Below are 19,270 nucleotides of genomic sequence, written 5' to 3' on the forward strand. Positions count from 1 at the left end.
TTAAAAGAAAAACTTTTCAACTTCGGTTATAGATCTAGGCAAACAACAAACTACTACTCTATCTCCTGCTTCGATTCTAAAATTACCTAATGGAATAATTCCTTTTCCATTTCTTATAACTCCACCAATAATTGCAGAACGAGGAAAATCTAAATCCTTAATAAGTTTATTGGTTATTTTTGATTTTGAATTTACAACAAACTCTAACAATTCTGCATTCATATTGTTAAGCTTGGTCATTGCTACTACTTCACCTTTACGTATATATCTGAAAATATTATTAGCAGCTAGTAGTTTTTTATTAATCAATGTATCTATTCCAATAGATTGTGATAATTGATAATAATCCATGTTTTCAACTAATGCAATAGTTTTTTTAACACCCTTAGATTTTGCAACTAAGCAGGACATTATATTAGTTTCAGAATTTCCTGTAACAGAAATAAATGCATCCATTTTAGATATGTTTTCTTCTTCAAGAAGCTCTACATTTCTACCATCTCCATTAATTACTAATACTTTTGGTAGCTCATCTGCTAAATCAAAAGCAATGTCTTTATCATGTTCAACAAGTTTTACACTAAATTTCCCTTGACACAAATCTTTGGCTGTTTTATAACCAATCTGACTTCCTCCAAGGATCATTACTTTTTTAATATCAATTTTTACTTTACCCGAAAGTTCAAAAAGCTCTTCATCACCTCCTTTAGAGGTTATAAAAACCACCTTATCTCCTTCTTTAAACTGAGTATCACCTCTTGGTATTATAGTATATTGCGTACCGAAGCGTTGAATTGCTATTGGAATAAAATGAAGTTCTGGAAATACTTCTGCAGCTTCTTTTACTGTTTTGTCTACAAATGATGCCGTTCTGGAAAGTCGTAAACTCAACATCGTTAATGCTCCATCTTCAAACTCATAACTATCATTAAATCCGTATTGATTTAATAATAATTCAATCTCTGATGCTGCTAATGACTCTGGCGAGATAAGTTCATCTATTCCAAATTTAGAAAACCCAACTTCTTCCTTCTGATCAATAAACTCAGTATTAGATATTCTAGCTATTGTTCTTCTAGCTCCTAATTGTTTTGCTAAAACACAAGCTGTAATATTTGTAGTTTCGGAAGAGGTAACTGCTATAAATAAATCTGAAGTGTCTATCCTAGCATCTTTTAAAACTGCTATTGATGTTGCATCACCTTTAATTACTCTAATATCTAGATGGTCTATGGCATAAACCAAACTTTCTTTTTTTGTGTCAAGTAGAGTAATTTCTTGCGACTCGTAGGACAGTAATTTTGCCAAATGAAATCCGACTTCTCCTGCACCTGCAATGATTATTTTCATTATGTAAAGTATTCAAAAAACATACAAATATACTTTATTTTAAATATGTAGTAATGAAACTAATATATCTTTTCGTGGTAATGCTTTTTTCATTGTTATTTAGCAAATTTACAATCAAATTATTTATGTAGTTTTGTCAAAAATAAAAAGAATGTCTATAAAAGTTAAGCCATACAAGGATAGCGATTTAAACAAAAAACAACAGGTCACTAAAATGTTTGACACCATTTCGAAAGAATACGATGGGTTAAATCGTGTTATTTCTTTTGGAATTGATGTAAAGTGGAGAAGAAAAGTAGTAGATATTGTTGCTAAAACAAATCCTGAAAACATATTAGACATTGCTACAGGAACTGGTGATTTAGCCATTAGTTTAACTAAAACTAATGCAAAAGAAATAGTTGGTTTAGATATTAGCGATGGAATGCTTGAAGTTGGCAGGCAAAAAATTGCTCACAAAAAACTAGACGATAAAATAAAAATGGTTCTTGGAGATTCTGAAAGTTTACCATTTGAAGATAACACTTTTGATGCCATAACTGTTGCCTTTGGTGTACGTAATTTTGAAACTTTAGAAACTGGTCTTTCTGAAATACATAGAGTGCTAAAACCAAATGGTGTATTTGTAATTCTTGAAACCTCTGTTCCTACAAAAACTCCATACAAACAAGGCTATAAGTTTTATACAAAATATATTTTACCAACAATTGGTAAGATTTTTTCTAAAGACCAATCAGCATATTCTTATTTATGTGAATCGGCTTCTGTATTTCCTTATGGCGAAGCATTAAACAATATTTTAAGAAAAATTGGGTTTAATAGTGTTAATAACTTGCCACAAACATTTGGTGTAGCAACAATTTATACAGCGACAAAGTAATTTATATGAAAAAAATAAGTGCTCTTTTTATACTTTTAATTGTAACCCAAACGGCTTCTGCTCAACTTTTCAGCAAAGAAAAAATAAAGAATCAAGAAAATTTTGATAAAGATTTTTTGACTTGGGGTTATTTTATTGGCTTCAATAGTTATGATTTTAAGTTTGAATATGAACAAGACTTAAAAGACATAGAAGTACAAACTAATCTTGGTTTTGGCGTGGGCTTAATTGGTGATATGCGTATTAACGATTATTTTAATTTACGTTTTGAACCTGGCTTATATATTACACAACGAAATTTGCTTTACAATCAAAGTAGCTTTGATACTATTGCATTTACAGAAGCTGATTTGAATAGAGAAGTAAAATCTACATATATACATTTACCGTTACTTTTAAAAGTCTCTACAAAGCGAATTAACAACTTTAAACCCTTTATTGTTGGCGGATTATCAACAGCAATAAATTTATCAAGTAACGAAGAAAATCCTGACGATAATAGTGTAGGACAGTTTAGAACCAAAAGAGCTATGTACTTTTATGAGTTAGGTTTTGGTGTCGATTTTTACTTGTATTGGTTTAAATTCACACCAACTATTAGAGGCGTTTTTGCTTTAAACGATGAGCTAGTTAGAGATGTTGATCCAAATAGTCCATGGACAAGCAATATTTCTACTATGAAAACTCGTGGTGTATTTTTAAATTTTACTTTTCAGTAGAACCCCTTTTAAACTCACTTAACAAAATAGCAGTTGCCGTTGCTACATTTAAGCTTTCTGTTGCCTGAAGATTTCCAAAGCGAGGTATGCTAATTCTTGTATTTACAAATGTTTCAATAGTTGCTGATATACCATTAGCTTCATTTCCCAAAACTATAACACCTTTATCTGGTAACATTTGTTCATAAACATTTTTTCCTTCCATAAAAGCTCCAAAAACATCATTTTTATGTGCTTTTAAAAAAACCTCTAAATCTAAGTAACTAACATTTACTCTAGTTAAAGAACCCATTGTTGCCTGTACCACTTTTGAATTATAGCAATCTACTGTTGCGTTACTACAAACCAAATCTTTTATACCAAACCAGTCGCAAAGCCTAATAATTGTACCTAAATTGCCTGGATCTCTAACGTCATCTAAAGCCAATATTAATTTAGATTCATCAACAGGTTTTGTATTTGGAATTTTAAAAAGAGCTAAGGCAGTATTAGGAGTTTTTAATTTGCTTATCTTTTTAAGTTCGGACTCTGTAATTAATGTGAATTTTTCATCATTAACTTTAAAAGTAGGTTCTGTTGCAAATAAGTGATATAATTCAAACGTTGAATTTAAAAACTCTGCAATTCCCTTTTTCCCTTCAACAACAAAAAGCTGATGCTGATTTCTAAACTTTTTTTGATCTAAACTTGTAATTAATTTTATTTGGTTCTTTGTTAACATCAAAATGTATTTACTTTTGTTATGCTTTTAGATTCTTATATATTTTGGACTAATTTTTGTTTAGCAATAACAATCTTAAAACAGTAAATTTGAATCTATTAATTAAATTATTATTACTTAATTGAAACTCACTCTGGCAAAAATATCATTTATTACGTTAATCGTTATACTATTTACTTCTTGTAATGTTATAAAACGTGTAAAAAAAGAAGATTACTTGCTTACTGATAATACAGTTTATGTTAATGATAAGAAAAACAATAGTGAGGCTGTAACAAATTTACTGTACCAAAAACCAAACGGAAAACTACTTGGCTTCCCACTTAGGCTGCACATATACAATTTAGCTAGACCAAATATAGACTCTATAGTAGATTCGCAAATAAATGCAAATCCTAAAAAGAAAGAGCGTTTAACTAAGCTTCTATCTCAAAAACAATTTGATAAGTATTACCAATCAAAAAAAGATTTTAATGATTGGTTAAAAAAAACTGGTGAAGCTCCAGTAATTGTTAATGAGCTTAGAACAGAAAAATCTATCATTAATCTAAAAAAATATTACTACAACAAAGGCTGGTTTGATGTAGCAACATCATACGAAATTAAAAAAGATAGCAATCAAAGAGCCACTATAGATTATAAAGTAACTACTGGCGATCCATATATTTTAGACTCAATTACATCTAAAATAGGAACTCCTATTATTGATACTCTTTATAAAACACTTAAGAAAAAATCTTTAATTCAAAAAGGACAGCAATTTGATGCTAGTAATTTTGATGGTGAACGAGAACGTTTAACTACAGAATTAAGAAATTCAGGTTTATATTATTTCGGTCAAGACTATATTAAATTTGAAATTGATACAGTTGGCACTAATAAAAAAGTAAATACTGAAATTCAAATTCAAAACCGAATTATAAGAAATGAAGATTCTATTGTAAGAACTCCTTTTAAGGTTTATAAAATTAAAGATGTAAATATTTATACTGACGACTTTTTCGAAAATAAAGATTCAAAAATAACAGATTCTACAACTTACAAAAACTACAATTTATATAGTTATAATAAGTTAAAATACAGGCCTAAAGCCATTACAGACGCAGTTTTTATAACTAAAGGAAATGTATTTAAAGATATTGATAGAAGTCGTACTTATAGGTATTTAAGTGAGTTAAAGATTTTTAAATACCCTAATATTGAGTATATCGAAAACGCTAACGACACAACACTAACTGCAAATATTTACTTAACTCCTAAAAAGAAATATGGGCTTAATATAGATCTTGATATTACCCAAAGCAATATACAAACAGTTGGGTTTTCATTTAGTACAGGTTTATTAATCCGAAACATATTTAGAGGTGCCGAAACCCTTGAAATTTCTGCATTAGGAGCTATTGGTGCTTCTAAAGAAGCTGGAAACTCAAGAGACCAGTTTTTTGATATTAATGAAGTTGGCGCAAATATAAAGTTAACTATTCCTCGTATGTTTTTTCCTGTGAATACTAATAAAGTAATTCCAAAATTCATGTCTCCAACTACAAGAATAGGCTTAGGTGCTACGAGTCAGCAAAATATTGGTTTAGACAAGCAAAGTTTTACTGGTTTACTTAGTTATAATTGGTACCCTTCCCGAAAAGTAACAAACACTTTAGATTTGTTTAATATTCAATTTGTAAAAAATCTAAATATTGACAATTATTTTGGTGTATATCAAAACTCATTTAGTAGACTTAATACTATTGCCCAAACTTACAATACCAATCCTAGTTATTTTGATACAAATGGCAATTTAATCATTCCGCAAGGCGCAAATAGTTTTATTACAGATGCTCTTGATCCAAATTCAACCTTAAATCTAACTGATGATGATTTAATTAACGTAAGCAATATTTCACAACGTAAGAATAGACTAACAGAAAACAACCTCATCTTCGCAAGTAGTTTTAACTATGTTAAAAACAGAAGAGAAAATTTATTTGATAATGATTTTTCCATATTACGTTTCCGATTAGAACTAGCAGGAAATTTACTTTCAAACATTTCTAGTTTAGCAGGTTTAAATAAAAATTCAGACAATAGATACGAAGTTTTTGGCGTAGCTTTTTCTCAATATGCAAAAACTGAATTTGACTATGTTAAATATTGGGATTTAGGAAAACGTAATGTTTTTGCTGTTCGTAGCTATTTTGGTATTGCTATCCCTTATGGCAACTCAAACAGCATACCTTTTTCAAAAAGTTTTTTTGCAGGAGGACCTAATGACAACAGAGCATGGACAGCTTACAACTTAGGCCCAGGAAGCTCAAACTCAACAAACGAGTTTAATGAAGCAAATTTAAAACTTCACTTTAGTGCAGAGCAGCGCTTTAATATTTTTGGAAGTTTTAATGGAGCACTATTTGTTGACGCAGGAAACATTTGGAATGTTTTCGATAATATTACTGATGACTCTTATACCTTTAGTAGTTTAAGCTCTCTAAAAGATATAGCTGTTGGCTCAGGTTTTGGGTTACGTTATGATTTTAGATTCTTCATTTTGCGTGGTGATATTGGTTTTAAAACTTACGATCCATCAAACAATGATGGTAATCGTTGGTTTAAAGATTATAACTTTAGTAATGCTGTATATAATATAGGTATTAACTATCCTTTCTAGAACAAAACATCTTTTTTGCTATAACGTTTTCGCTGTTTTTAAGTCGAAGTAAGTTTATAATTCTCCAAAAATTATTGAAAAATTGATTACTTTTGAGTCACATATTTTTCAACTATAAAATCAAAAAAAATGAGTCACAACATAAAACCAGGAGTTGCAACTGGAAAAGCTGTACAAGATATTTTTAAACTAGCAAAACAAAAAAACTTTGCATTACCAGCAGTTAATGTAATTGGTTCTAGTAGTATAAATGGAGTATTAGAAACAGCAGCAGCTTTAAACGCTCCTGTTATCATCCAGTTTTCTAATGGAGGCTCAGTATTTAATGCAGGTAAAGGTTTAAGTAACGATAACCAAAAAGCAGCTATTGCTGGCGGAATTGCTGGTGCTAAACACGTTCATTTATTAGCAGAAGCATATGGTGTACCTGTCATTTTACATACAGACCATTGTGCAAAAAACTTATTGCCTTGGATTGATGGTTTATTAGATGCAAGCGAAAAACACTTTGCTGAAACAGGAAAACCTCTTTATAGTTCTCATATGATTGATTTATCTGAAGAACCTATTGAAGAAAACATCGAGATTTGTAAAGCATACCTTAAACGAATGAGTAAAATGGGAATGACTTTAGAAATTGAATTAGGAATTACAGGTGGCGAAGAAGATGGTGTAGATAATAGCGATGTTGATGATTCAAAATTATACACTCAACCTGAAGAAGTTGCTTATGCATATGAAGAGTTAAGTAAAATAAGTAATCAGTTTACAATAGCAGCTGCTTTTGGAAATGTACATGGTGTTTACAAACCAGGTAATGTAAAGCTGACACCAAAAATTTTAAAAAATTCTCAAGATTATGTGTCTAAAAAATTTGGAGTAGGCCATAATCATATCGACTTTGTGTTTCATGGTGGCTCTGGTTCTACAGTAGAAGAAATTAGAGAAGCAATAGGTTATGGTGTTATAAAGATGAACATCGATACAGATATGCAATATGCTTTTATGAGTGGAGTTCGTGATTATTTTAAATCTAATGAAGCTTATTTGCAATCACAAATTGGGAATCCAGATGGTGAGGATTCTCCAAATAAAAAGTATTATGACCCAAGGGCTTGGCTACGAAAAGGCGAACAAACATTTGTTGAACGCTTAAAAAAAGCGTTTGAAGACCTAAATAATGTAAATACTTTATAACTTTGCACCATAACTAAATAACTAAAACTCACTTTTAATGTCTTGGTTTAAAAGAAAAACAAAAGGTATTACTACCACAACCGAAGAGAAGAAAGATACTCCTAAAGGTCTGTGGTACAAATCACCAACAGGAAAAATTATAGATACAGAAGAGTTAGAAAAAAACTTTTATGTAAGTCCAGAAGATGGATACCATGTAAGAATTGGTAGTAGAGAATATTTTCAAATTTTATTTGACGACAATAAATTTAAAGAATTAGATGCAAATTTAGATTCTAAAGATCCTTTAAAATTTGAGGATACTAAAAAATATCCAGATCGACTAAAAGCTGCTCAAGCAAAAACAAATCTTAAAGATGCTGTAAGATGTGCAGTAGGAAAATCTAAAGGTAAAGATTTGGTTATTGCTTGTATGGATTTTAACTTTATTGGAGGCTCAATGGGTAGCGTTGTAGGTGAAAAAATTGCACGCGCAGCAGACTATGCTCTAAAAAAGAAAATCCCGTTTATGATTATCTCAAAATCTGGTGGAGCACGTATGCAAGAAGCTGCATTATCATTAATGCAACTTGCAAAAACATCAGCAAAGCTCGCGCAATTAGCTGATGCAAATATTCCTTACATCTCATTATCTACAGACCCAACAACAGGAGGAACAACTGCTTCTTTTGCTATGCTTGGTGATATTAATATTAGTGAGCCAGGAGCATTAATTGGTTTTGCAGGTCCTAGAGTTGTAAGAGACACAACAGGACAAGAATTACCAGAAGATTTTCAAACTGCTGAGTTTTTATTAGAACATGGCTTTTTAGATTTTATTACTGAACGTAGAGACTTAAAAAATAAAGTCAACTTATATATTGATTTAATAACAAATCAACCTTTAAGAGTTTAAAACATAAAAAAAAGGCGAACCAATTGGTTCGCCTTTTTAAATTAATAGCAATAAATTAATTCAATGTAATATTTACAACATTACCATTGTTAAACGTAAATGTTGCTTGGTTATCACAATTACCATTACCATAATCAAACACACCACCAAAGTTTGTACGCTGTACGTTAATGCTTCCGCTAACAAAATAAAAGCAAATAACCTCTCTACGTAATGGTATAACAACTTCATAAGTATGTGTATTACCATTTACAAAAGTAGTTGACCAGTTTCCAGTAATTTCAAAAACATTATCACTCCAAACTCCACTACCAAAACCTTCAACCCATTCTCTAATTTTTACTCCTTCTCTACTTGCTTGTGCTCCGTTTGGCCAAATTACAGTTAAATCTAAAGTATGTGTAAACTGTGGGTTTCCATTATCATTAGACAACTCTTTCAATAAAGTTTTACTACCAATTATGTTCTTATTGTCAAAATAGAAATCTTCAAGAGTATAAGTAATCAATACTTGTTGGGCTTCTGGATTTCTACTATAAGTAAACACAATTTGTCCTTTTAGTAAATGACCATTAACTATACAACCTTCTGTACCAAAGTCTACAGTCACTTCTCTGTAATTTTGCTGCATAACCACAGTAATAGTTACACAAGCTGGCAACCCAGATTGTTGAGCGGAACGACCTAACTCATCAGATTCCTGACCCTCGTAAGCATCAATAATAACATCACCTAACACAACTTCTATTTCGTCAATTTCTGACGATTTTGCAACTTCAGTAGTATCTTGTTCTTGAGTATCTACAGACTCTTCATCACTACAACTTGTAAATGCCAATCCTAAAACCACAAGGAAAAACATAACCTTTTTTGTTAAATCAATTTTTTTCATCATTACTTTATTTAATGTTAATATAAAGTTAAGACCAACTATGAGTAAAAAGGTTTAATATCATTATAAAAAATTCGATGAATGACATCAAAAAAATAAGCTTTAGCTTGTAAATCACTAAAAATTACTATATTTGCCGCTTGAAAGAGAAACTTTCATATACATAAAAATCATTTACAATAATATTAGCATGTATTTAGATCAAAAAGAAAAAGAAGCCATCTTTAAAAAACACGGTAAAGATGCAAAAGACACAGGTTCTGCAGAAGGGCAAATTGCTTTATTCACTTACAGAATTAACCATTTAACTGAGCACTTAAAAAACAATCGTAAAGATTTTAACACTGAGCGTTCATTAGTAAAGTTAGTAGGTAAAAGAAGAAGCTTACTAGATTACTTAACTAAGAAAGATATCTTAAGATATCGTGCCATAGTAAAAGAATTAGGATTAAGAAAATAATCAAATTAAGAGGCTTCGCGCCTCTTTTTTTGTTTTAAATACAACTCTGCGCAGAGTATAAATACGCATTGAAGAAGCTTATTATAGTTTTTCATTGGTCACAAACACAACAACTACAACAACACAACGACCATTGTTTAATTAGAATTAAAAAATTTATGATTCCAAAAGTTTTTAAAGAGGTCATTGACCTTGGTGATGGACGTACTATTTCCATCGAAACCGGAAAATTAGCAAAACAAGCTCATGGATCGGTTGTTGTACAATCTGGAAAATGTATGTTATTATGTACAGTTGTTTCCAATTACAAACAAAGTGATGTAGACTTTTTACCATTAACTGTAGATTACAGAGAAAAGTTTGCTGCCTCAGGACGTTATCCTGGAGGTTTTTTCAAAAGAGAAGCTAGACCAAGTGATGGTGAAGTATTAACAATGCGTCTTGTAGACCGTGTTTTACGTCCATTATTCCCTAAAGATTATCATGCAGAAACACAAGTGATGGTTCAATTAATGTCTCATGATGAAGATGTTATGCCAGATGCTATGGCAGGTTTAGCTGCATCTGCTGCTATTCAATTATCTGACGTGCCTTTTGAAACTCCAATTTCTGAAGCAAGAGTTGGACGTATTAATGGTGAGTTTATTATCAATCCAACAAGAGCACAATTAGAAGAATCAGACATCGATATGATGATTGGTGCATCTGCAGACTCAGTAATGATGGTTGAAGGCGAAATGCTAGAAATTTCTGAAGAAGAAATGGCAGAGGCAATTAAATTTGCTCATGAAGCTATTAAAGTGCAATGTGCTGCTCAAATAAGATTAGCTGAAGCTTTCGGTAAGAAAGAAACTCGTGAGTACGAACCAGAACGTGAAGATGAAGCTTTAGAAAAGAAAGTTCGTGATATGGCTTACGATAAAGTGTATGCTGTTGCAAGAGCTGCTTCTGCAAAGCACGAACGTAGTGCTGCATTTGATGCTATTAAGGAAGAAATTAAAGCTACTTTCTCTGAAGAAGAATTAGCCGAGTTTGACGGATTAGTTTCTAAATATTACTACAAAGCAGAAAAAGCTGCAATTCGTGACCTTACTTTAAATGAAGGTTTACGTCTTGATGGTCGTAAGACTGATGAAATTAGACCAATTTGGTGTGAAGTTGACTATTTACCATCTACACATGGTTCTTCAATTTTTACTCGTGGAGAAACTCAAGCATTAGCTACAGTAACTTTAGGAACATCAAGAGAAGCTAACCAAATAGATATGCCATCTTTTGAAGGTGAAGAGCGTTTCTATTTACATTATAATTTCCCTCCTTTTTCGACAGGAGAAGCTAGACCTTTAAGAGGTACTTCTCGTCGTGAAGTAGGACATGGAAACTTAGCACAACGTGCATTAAAAAATATGATTCCTTCAGATTTCCCATACACAGTACGTGTAGTTTCTGAAGTATTAGAATCTAATGGTTCTTCATCTATGGCAACTGTTTGCGCTGGAACTATGGCACTTATGGATGCTGGTGTAACATTAAAAAAACCTGTTTCTGGTATAGCAATGGGATTAATTTCTGATGGAGATTCTGGAAAATATGCTGTATTATCTGATATTTTAGGTGATGAAGATCACTTAGGAGATATGGACTTTAAAGTTACAGGTACTGCTGATGGTATTACTGCTTGCCAAATGGATATTAAAGTAAAAGGATTATCGTATGAAATCTTAGTAAATGCTTTAAAACAAGCACGTGATGGACGTTTACACATACTAAGTAAATTAACCGAAACAATTGCAGCTCCTGCAGCAGATGTTAAGCCTCATGCACCTAAAATGATTACCAGAAGAATTCCTAACGAATTTATTGGTGCATTAATTGGTCCTGGAGGAAAAGTAATTCAAGAATTACAAAAAGAAACTGGAACTACAATTGTTATTAACGAAGACCCAGTAACTGAAGAAGGTATTGTTGAAATTTTAGGTGTAGGTCAAGATGGTATTAATGCTGTATTAGCAAAAATAGATTCTTTATTGTTTAAGCCTGAAGTTGGTGGAACTTACGAAGTAAAAGTAATTAAAATGTTAGATTTTGGTGCTGTTGTTGAATATACTCAAGCTCCAGGAAACGAAGTTTTACTACACGTAAGTGAATTGGCTTGGGAACGTACAGAGAATGTATCTGACGTTGTTAATATGGGAGACGTTTTTAAAGTGAAATATTTTGGTGTAGATCCAAAAACACGTAAAGAAAAAGTATCTCGTAAAGCATTATTAGATAAGCCAGAAGGTTATGTTGCTAGACCACCAAGAGACAATAACGATCGTGGTGGACGTGATAACAGAGGTAGAGATAATCGTGGACGTGATAATAGACGTGACGATAGAAAACCAAGAGAAGATAAAAAAGAAGATTAATTCTTTTTAACTCAATAAATGAAAACCTCGCAATTAATATTGCGAGGTTTTTTTTGTTTTAACGCAACCTTTTTTTGTTTTTCAGACTATAGTTAAAACAAAAGAACTAAGCTATGAAATCAATTTTAAAAATATTATCAGTCTTTATTTTATTTATTTCAATAACATCATGCGACAACGAGCCATTTGGCGGCATATTTGTAAACGGAGAAGTCATAAACGTAGACTCTGAGCTTTATAATTTATTAGAACGTATAGCTGACGAAGGTGAAGAACTAGAACCGATAACTTGTATAGAGTTTGTTTATCCTTTAACCATTTATATTTTTGATGAAAACTTAGAATATTCTAACACACAATATATAACAACAGACCAACAGTTTAGTGATTTATTAGGGAGTTTAGATATAACATACTCAATAAGCGTTAGCTATCCTATAACAAGCACATTAAACGATGGTAGCACTTTTGTAATTGAAACTAATGAGCAGCTAAAAGAAGCTATAGATAATTGTATAAGAGACGAAGCTATTGGTAATTGCCAAGAACTAATTAGAAATTGCATATGGAAAGTGATTTATTTAGAAGATTCTGAAAACACATATGTAGGTGGAATTTTTCAAGAAAACGATGGAGCAACCACCTTTAATTTTGATGGCAATATACTTTTCGGTTCTTGGTCTCCATTATTTATTGAAGACGAATTACATTTAAACATTCATCTTAATAGCACAAATGAAGTAGCTGATTTTTGGAATAACGATTGGCTTGTAACATATTTAGGAAGCAGTGCAATGCGTTTATCAACAGAAAATCATTCTGTTTTATTAACTCAAATCTGTGACAACAACAATTCGTGCACAAATACAGGATTAAATTATAATGAATGTGAATTAACCAATAATTCTGGACATGCAGAATTTATTTTTGATAATTATAAGACCTGTATTTTAACTCTTTTTCTTGTTGAAGGTATTACTGATGCAGAAAATTTAAATGTTACTTTTCATGAAACATATGATGATTCTGAAACTAATTCTAATGCAATTTTATCTTCACAACCATATATTAATTTAGAACAAGACCAAGTGATTTGGGTTAGAATTGAAAATTTAGATTCTTTAGAATATATTATAATTCCTATTACTATTAACGCTATTAGTTGTTAACTTTAAATTATTAAACCTATGAAACCCATAATGAGATTAATTTTAAAAAGTTTTCGAAAATTTACCTTTTTTGCCTTTGTATTTATTTCGTGCTCAAATACTGATGACAACAATAATGCAAATTCAGAATTAGTTTGTGGTGAAGAAATTTTAAATTACTCTGGGACTATTTGTTGCGTAACTGGTTCAGAACTAGCAAATCCTGGAGAAAATTTGACTTATCAGTATAACAGCAACATAATTAGCTCAGTTTTTACTTGGGAAATAGTTTCTGGTTCAATTACAATTATTTCTGGGCAAAACACATCAGTAGTTACTTTAGAATTTGGAAATGATTTTACTACTGGAGTTGTTCTTGGAAGAGCTGTTGGAGATGAAATTTGTACCGAATCAATAACGATAAATAAAAGATAAAACAATATGAAATTAATCGCAAACATCTAACTAAGCTTATAATTACTTAAAAAATAAAGTGTTTGAATCTAGAAAAATTAATAAAAGATTGCAAAAAAAACAATCTTAAAGCTCAATGCGATTTGTATAACACATACAAAGACATCTTGTTTACTTTAAGTTTAAAGTATTGCAAAAATATTGAAGAAGCACAAGACAATCTTCAAGATGCTTTTATTGAAATTTTTAAGAATATAAAAAAATATAATGGTAAAGGCTCTTTTGAAGGATGGATAAAACGAATTACAATTAATAAGGCTATAGATAAGTACAAAAAAGAAAGCTATATAAACATTGTAATTAATGATGACATTTTAGAAGACACAACTATAGATACAGACAATTTAAATGTGCCTCTGCATATTATTTTAAACTTAATTCAAGAACTACCTAGCAGGTATCGATTGGTTTTTAATCTCTATGAGTTAGACAATTATTCTCATAAAGAGATTTCAAAAATGTTATCAATAACTGAAGGAACATCTAAATCGAATTTGCATAGGGCGAAACTAATCTTGAAAGAGAACATAAAAAAAATTAACGAATCCCAAATTCACAAAATAAAACATCATGGGAACTAAAAAAGATATAGGAAATGCGTTTAAAGAACGCTTATCAGAATTTAATGACTCACCCAATAACATAGTTTGGGAGAACATTGAAGCCAAACTTAAGAAAGAAAAAGAAGATGATCGAGTTATTCCGTTTTGGTTAAAATACGGAAGCATTGCTGCAGTATTGCTTATGATCTTATTTCTGAATAAAGATTCTATCTTCAATAATAATTCACCAAAAAACACAATAAATACTAGCTCAAATACAGTTACAAATAATGAGAATAAAAAATCAGATTTAATAAACAGCTCAAATCATTCAAATAATCCTATAAATACTAAAATATTAAACTCAAAAGAGGAAGTTATTATAGTATTAAATACCAATAATTCATCATCTAAAACAACAGCCACCAAATCTACCTCTATATATAAAGCAGATAAAAAAGTTGCATCAAACAAGGATGTAGCCAATAACTTAAATTTTAAAGAGAAAACTTCTAATATTTTACCAAAAGAATTTGGTGAAAACATAATAGAAAAAACTCTTTTAGACTCAATTTCAAATAGCAATGAGTTAGCAAGCAATGAGGAAGAGTTAAAAAAAGAGTTAACTATAGAAGACTCTATTAAAAGTCCACAAAAGTCAAAATGGAGTGTTTATCCTAATGCTTCTATTGTATATTATGATGGCTTTAAAACATCTTTTAAAAATCAAACTTCAATTACTTATGGTATATACTTCAATTATATTGGATCTGATAAAATTAACTTTAGACTTGGAGTAAATAAACTAAACTTAAAGCAAACATACACCAACAATAACAGTACAATAAAACAAGAAGTAAACTATATAGAAGTTCCTTTAGAAATTAAGTATGCATTAACACAACATAAAATAAAAACATATTTTGTTGGTGGCTTTAGTTATCTATTTCTAAATGATGCAACAAAAACTTCAACAGATGAGAGTAATATCAACTTAATTATCGATAATTCAGATTCATTTAATCAATCTACTTTATCACTAAATGCAGGCTTAAGTTTTCAAACCAAAATTTATAATAATCTCTATTTGAATCTGGAGCCAATGTTTAAGTATCACTTTGAACCATATTCAGTACAAAATGATTTTAATCCTTTTGTAATTTCTATAACAAGTGGCCTTGAATATAAATTTTAAATTGTTAAAAACATGTCATAATTTGCTTTTCTCGATATTTTCATTATATTATCAGTTATGATTTATACAGACAAAGAGAAATACTCGGACATTTTAAACAGCTCATTAACGTATTTAGAAAACAGTGGTTTTGAAAACATCAAAGCCGATGCTGAGGGTTATGAAACTCCAAAATCGTATCTTAAAAAAGGAAGCGAAATTAATATTACACCAGATATTGTTGCCGAAAAAGAAGGTAGAACTCATTATTTTGAGTTGAGTTTAAAATCAGACAAGCCTAAACTTTTAAAATCTAAATGGTTGTTTTTAAACACATTGAGCAATTTAAAATCACGTCGTTTTAAAATTATCACAACACGTGGTCATTATAAATTCACTCAAGAAATGTTAGAAGACATTCATCTTGAAGACAAAAAACCTATTAAAATTTAATTTAATTTTGAGATTATTGTAACATTTATACAACTTCTTACGTATAACTATGTAGCAATGTAATATTCACATTTATAATTTACAGAAAGACATTAGATGAGACAACTCAAAATTACGAAGCAGGTTACCAATAGAGAAACAGCTTCGCTAGACAAATATCTTCAAGAAATTGGAAAAGTTGACTTAATTACCGCAGACGAAGAAGTAGAATTAGCACAACGTATTAAAGCAGGAGATCAAGTTGCTTTAGAAAAATTGACTAAAGCTAATTTACGTTTTGTGGTTTCGGTAGCTAAACAATACCAAAATCAAGGATTAACTTTACCAGATTTAATAAATGAAGGTAATTTAGGTCTTATAAAAGCTGCACAACGTTTTGATGAAACTCGTGGTTTTAAATTCATTTCTTATGCAGTATGGTGGATTCGTCAATCGATTCTTCAAGCACTAGCTGAGCAATCTCGTATTGTACGTTTACCATTAAATAAAATTGGCTCTATTAACAAAATAAACAAAACATTTGCGTTTTTAGAGCAAAGTCATGAACGCCCACCAAGTGCAGAAGAGATTGCAAAAGAGTTGGACATGACTATAAACGACGTAAAAGAGTCTATGAAAAACTCTGGTCGTCACGTAAGTATGGATGCTCCTTTAGTAGAAGGTGAAGACTCTAACTTATACGATGTATTACGTTCTGGAGAGTCTCCAAATCCTGATAGAGATTTATTACATGAATCTTTACGTACAGAGATTGAAAGAGCTCTAGAAACATTAACACCTCGTGAAGCAGATGTTATTCGTTTATACTTTGGTTTAGGAGATCAACACCCAATGACTTTAGAAGAAATTGGTGAGACATTCGACCTAACTCGTGAGCGCGTACGTCAAATTAAAGAAAAAGCAATTCGTAGGTTGAAACATACCTCACGAAGCAAAATATTAAAAACATATTTAGGTTAGTAATCCCCAATAATTACGACTAAATTAACGTAACAAACAGTTACAACATAACTGTTCGTTTTTTGATTGATGAAAGAACCCAGAGCTGATTACTCTGGGTTCATTTTTTTACCTACTTTTGCAAAAACATAACAACAACACAACAATGAGTTCTAAATTAATAGCACCTTCAGTTTTAGCAGCAGATTTTGCAAATCTTCAACGTGATATAGAAATGATTAACCAAAGTGATGCAGATTGGTTTCACATAGATATTATGGATGGTGTTTTTGTGCCTAATATTTCTTTTGGAATGCCAGTTTTGAAAGCTATTAGCAAACATGCCAAAAAAACAATTGATGTGCATTTAATGATAGTTGAACCTGATCGTTATATTAAAACTTTTGCAGAATTAGGAAGCAATATCTTAACTGTTCACTATGAAGCTTGTACTCATCTTCACCGAACATTGCAAGCTATAAAAGCAGAAGGAATGCAAGCAGGTGTCGCTCTTAATCCTCATACAAATGTGAATGTTTTAGAAGACACCATTAATGATATAGATTTAGTTTGCTTAATGAGTGTAAATCCTGGTTTTGGAGGTCAAAGTTTTATTGAAAACACTTATAATAAAGTCACACAATTAAAAGCTTTAATTGAACGTAAAGGCGCTTCTACAAAAATTGAAATTGATGGTGGTGTTACTAATAAAAACGCAAAACAATTAGTTGATGCTGGAGCTGATGTTCTGGTTGCTGGGAGTTATGTTTTTAAAAGCAGTGACCAGCCAAAAACAATAAAAGACTTAAGAATTTTAGCTAATTCTTAATTAGTAACCTGCAAAATTAAAATTAAGCATTTGCTTAGTTTTACTATAGATTTCTGGAAATTGAGTTTTAAAATCTTCTGGAGATTCAATAAAGGATTCAATTATTACTGCAAGAAACTCGTATTGATTAGTGTATGCGTATTCTCTAAAATATTCAGAGTTTATTAAGTCTTTTCGTAATGTTTCGGTATTTGCTAAAAGTTCTGTAAGCTCTTTAAAAGAGTCTGAAAAAATTGTAGAACTCACATCTCTCTCTTTCATACTATTTAAATGTATAGCATGAGCAAACTCATGAATTCCTAAGTTTAGTTTATCCTTTTCAATTTCAAAACCCTTTTTAAAATCTTTCCAAGACAAAACTAAAGTCTCCAACCTTGGATTAAATTCCCCTTTATGATAATCTTGATTCATATTTGAATAAAACTCTTCTGGATAAATAAATATCTTATTTATTAAACCTATATAAAAGTCTCTAAAACCAAAAGTGAGCATCACAGCAGTAGCTGATATAAGTACTTTCATTTCTTCAGTGACATGTAAGTTATCTCTGCCAATAAAATGTTTATCAATTATAAAAGATGCTACCCTATGCTCAAAATATATCTTGTGCTTGGGAGTTAGTTTATTGTAAAACTTAAACTGTTGTTCTAAAATAAACTTTTGATTAGGTTTTAGTTTTTTTAAAAAGAAAGGTGAATGAACAAAAAATGGCTTTTTATGCCTCATCACATATCCCATCTCTAACATTTTTAGCACAAAACTAAAAAGCATAACGAGTAGAACACAAAAGAAAACTCCGATTATAATCTTTCCTCCCAAAGAAAATTGTTCTATTAGAATTAGATGCTTATTTACCACTTTTAAATAACGTTAATTCATAATCTACATTGTGAGGGTTTTATTATTTTGAAATAAATATACAAAACAAAAAGCAAGCTAAATATAAAGCTTGCTTTTTGTTTTACTCGTGACTGCGATAGGAGTCGAACCTACAACCGCTGGAGCCGAAATCCAGTGCTCTATCCAATTGAGCTACGCAGCCTTTAATACTAATTATAGACTGCTTAGGTAATTTAAGAAAGTTTAGATTTTACAATTGTAGAAATTGTTTTACCATCTGCTTTTCCTGCCAATTGTTGATTAACAATTCCCATTACTTTACCCATATCTTTCATTCCTTCTGCTCCTACTTTAGCAATAGTTTCTACAACTACCTTTTCAATCTCTGTTTCACTTAATTGAGCTGGTAAAAACTGACTAATAATTTCAGCTTGTGCCAATTCTGGTGTAGCTAAATCGGTTCTGTTTTGTTCTGTAAAAATTGCCGCACTGTCTTTTCGTTGTTTAACTAGTTTTGAAAGAATTTTAATTTCTTGGTCTTTTGTTAACTCCTCTTTTGAACCTGTTTCGGTTTGAGCTAATAATATTTCCGACTTTACAGCTCTTAATGCTGCTAATGCCTCTTGATTTTTTTCTTTCATGGCTGCTTTCATTGCTGCCATGATACCTTCTTGTAAACTCATA

At 30.8% G+C, this 19,270-nt stretch carries 19 protein-coding genes and 1 tRNA gene; 14 read left to right on the plus strand and 6 right to left on the minus strand.

The window, feature by feature from the left end:
• Complete coding sequence (gene trkA, locus IEW41_RS04195) at window positions 1–1,350, minus strand: Trk system potassium transporter TrkA (RefSeq protein ID WP_188605076.1); 1,350 nt, start codon at window positions 1,348–1,350, stop codon at window positions 1–3.
• Between the two features lie 151 nt (window positions 1,351–1,501).
• On the opposite strand from trkA, the gene ubiE reads away from it, so the two are divergent.
• Window positions 1,502–2,230 (plus strand): bifunctional demethylmenaquinone methyltransferase/2-methoxy-6-polyprenyl-1,4-benzoquinol methylase UbiE, encoded by a 729-nt coding sequence (gene ubiE / locus IEW41_RS04200; RefSeq protein ID WP_188605077.1) that lies wholly within the window; start codon window positions 1,502–1,504, stop codon window positions 2,228–2,230.
• 5 nt (window positions 2,231–2,235) lie between these two features.
• Window positions 2,236–2,949 (plus strand): type IX secretion/gliding motility protein PorT/SprT, encoded by a 714-nt coding sequence (porT, locus tag IEW41_RS04205; RefSeq protein WP_188605078.1) that lies wholly within the window; start codon window positions 2,236–2,238, stop codon window positions 2,947–2,949.
• Here porT and IEW41_RS04210 read toward each other — a convergent pair.
• Window positions 2,936–3,670: an RNA methyltransferase gene (locus IEW41_RS04210; protein WP_188605079.1), complete on the minus strand. Its 735-nt coding sequence runs from the start codon at window positions 3,668–3,670 to the stop codon at window positions 2,936–2,938. The two genes, porT and IEW41_RS04210, sit on opposite strands and share 14 nt — an antisense overlap.
• Window positions 3,671–3,791: 121 nt before the next feature.
• On the opposite strand from IEW41_RS04210, the gene tamL reads away from it, so the two are divergent.
• The 3 genes from tamL (at window position 3,792) to accD (ending at window position 8,424) form a co-directional block, all read left to right on the plus strand.
• A complete protein-coding gene (gene tamL, locus IEW41_RS04215) occupies window positions 3,792–6,332 on the plus strand; it encodes a translocation and assembly module lipoprotein TamL (protein ID WP_188605080.1) in 2,541 nt (846 codons plus the stop codon).
• A 129-nt stretch (window positions 6,333–6,461) separates the two neighbouring features.
• Window positions 6,462–7,529, plus strand: a complete 1,068-nt coding sequence (gene fbaA / locus IEW41_RS04220; protein WP_188605081.1) for a class II fructose-bisphosphate aldolase — start codon at window positions 6,462–6,464, stop codon at window positions 7,527–7,529.
• A 37-nt stretch (window positions 7,530–7,566) separates the two neighbouring features.
• Window positions 7,567–8,424: an acetyl-CoA carboxylase, carboxyltransferase subunit beta gene (accD, locus tag IEW41_RS04225; RefSeq protein WP_188605082.1), complete on the plus strand. Its 858-nt coding sequence runs from the start codon at window positions 7,567–7,569 to the stop codon at window positions 8,422–8,424.
• A gap of 55 nt (window positions 8,425–8,479) precedes the next feature.
• Here the strand turns inward: accD and IEW41_RS04230 are convergent, their stop codons facing one another.
• The gene (locus tag IEW41_RS04230; RefSeq protein ID WP_229660160.1) at window positions 8,480–9,319 is read right to left on the minus strand and encodes a hypothetical protein; all 840 of its coding nucleotides are present in this window, start codon (window positions 9,317–9,319) and stop codon (window positions 8,480–8,482) included.
• 187 nt (window positions 9,320–9,506) lie between these two features.
• Here IEW41_RS04230 and rpsO point away from each other — a divergent pair, with 187 nt between their 5' ends.
• The 9 genes from rpsO (at window position 9,507) to rpe (ending at window position 17,746) form a co-directional block, all read left to right on the plus strand.
• Entirely contained in the window at window positions 9,507–9,776 is a 270-nt protein-coding gene (gene rpsO, locus IEW41_RS04235; RefSeq protein WP_188605083.1) for a 30S ribosomal protein S15, read from the plus strand.
• Window positions 9,777–9,934: 158 nt separating this feature from the next.
• Window positions 9,935–12,187 carry a polyribonucleotide nucleotidyltransferase gene (locus tag IEW41_RS04240; protein WP_188605084.1) on the plus strand — a complete coding sequence of 751 codons (2,253 nt, stop codon included), beginning with the start codon at window positions 9,935–9,937 and terminating at the stop codon, window positions 12,185–12,187.
• Between the two features lie 113 nt (window positions 12,188–12,300).
• Entirely contained in the window at window positions 12,301–13,356 is a 1,056-nt protein-coding gene (locus IEW41_RS04245) for an FIDD domain-containing protein (protein WP_188605085.1), read from the plus strand.
• A gap of 18 nt (window positions 13,357–13,374) precedes the next feature.
• Window positions 13,375–13,770, plus strand: coding sequence for a hypothetical protein (locus IEW41_RS04250; protein WP_188605086.1), 396 nt, complete (start codon window positions 13,375–13,377; stop codon window positions 13,768–13,770).
• Between the two features lie 62 nt (window positions 13,771–13,832).
• The gene (locus IEW41_RS04255; protein ID WP_188605087.1) at window positions 13,833–14,390 is read left to right on the plus strand and encodes an RNA polymerase sigma factor; all 558 of its coding nucleotides are present in this window, start codon (window positions 13,833–13,835) and stop codon (window positions 14,388–14,390) included.
• A complete protein-coding gene (locus tag IEW41_RS04260; RefSeq protein WP_188605088.1) occupies window positions 14,380–15,546 on the plus strand; it encodes a putative outer membrane beta-barrel protein in 1,167 nt (388 codons plus the stop codon). Before IEW41_RS04255 ends, IEW41_RS04260 begins: the two co-directional genes overlap by 11 nt.
• A gap of 57 nt (window positions 15,547–15,603) precedes the next feature.
• Window positions 15,604–15,978 (plus strand): hypothetical protein, encoded by a 375-nt coding sequence (locus tag IEW41_RS04265; RefSeq protein WP_188605089.1) that lies wholly within the window; start codon window positions 15,604–15,606, stop codon window positions 15,976–15,978.
• 96 nt (window positions 15,979–16,074) lie between these two features.
• A complete protein-coding gene (locus tag IEW41_RS04270) occupies window positions 16,075–16,938 on the plus strand; it encodes a sigma-70 family RNA polymerase sigma factor (protein WP_188605090.1) in 864 nt (287 codons plus the stop codon).
• A gap of 145 nt (window positions 16,939–17,083) precedes the next feature.
• Complete coding sequence (gene rpe / locus IEW41_RS04275) at window positions 17,084–17,746, plus strand: ribulose-phosphate 3-epimerase (protein WP_188605091.1); 663 nt, start codon at window positions 17,084–17,086, stop codon at window positions 17,744–17,746.
• Here rpe and IEW41_RS04280 read toward each other — a convergent pair whose 3' ends face one another.
• The 3 genes from IEW41_RS04280 to IEW41_RS04290 all read right to left on the minus strand — a co-directional run bounded on the left by IEW41_RS04280 (window position 17,747) and on the right by IEW41_RS04290 (window position 19,269).
• Window positions 17,747–18,484, minus strand: coding sequence for a zinc-dependent peptidase (locus tag IEW41_RS04280; RefSeq protein ID WP_229660161.1), 738 nt, complete (start codon window positions 18,482–18,484; stop codon window positions 17,747–17,749).
• Window positions 18,485–18,714: 230 nt separating this feature from the next.
• Window positions 18,715–18,788 (minus strand) — tRNA-Arg (locus IEW41_RS04285).
• Between the two features lie 31 nt (window positions 18,789–18,819).
• Complete coding sequence (locus IEW41_RS04290) at window positions 18,820–19,269, minus strand: GatB/YqeY domain-containing protein (RefSeq protein WP_188605092.1); 450 nt, start codon at window positions 19,267–19,269, stop codon at window positions 18,820–18,822.
• Window position 19,270: the final 1 nt, after the last annotated feature.

Origin of the sequence: Aquaticitalea lipolytica (assembly GCF_014641635.1) — a bacterium.
In the GTDB taxonomy this organism is placed as follows: Bacteria; Bacteroidota; Bacteroidia; order Flavobacteriales; family Flavobacteriaceae; genus Aquaticitalea; species Aquaticitalea lipolytica.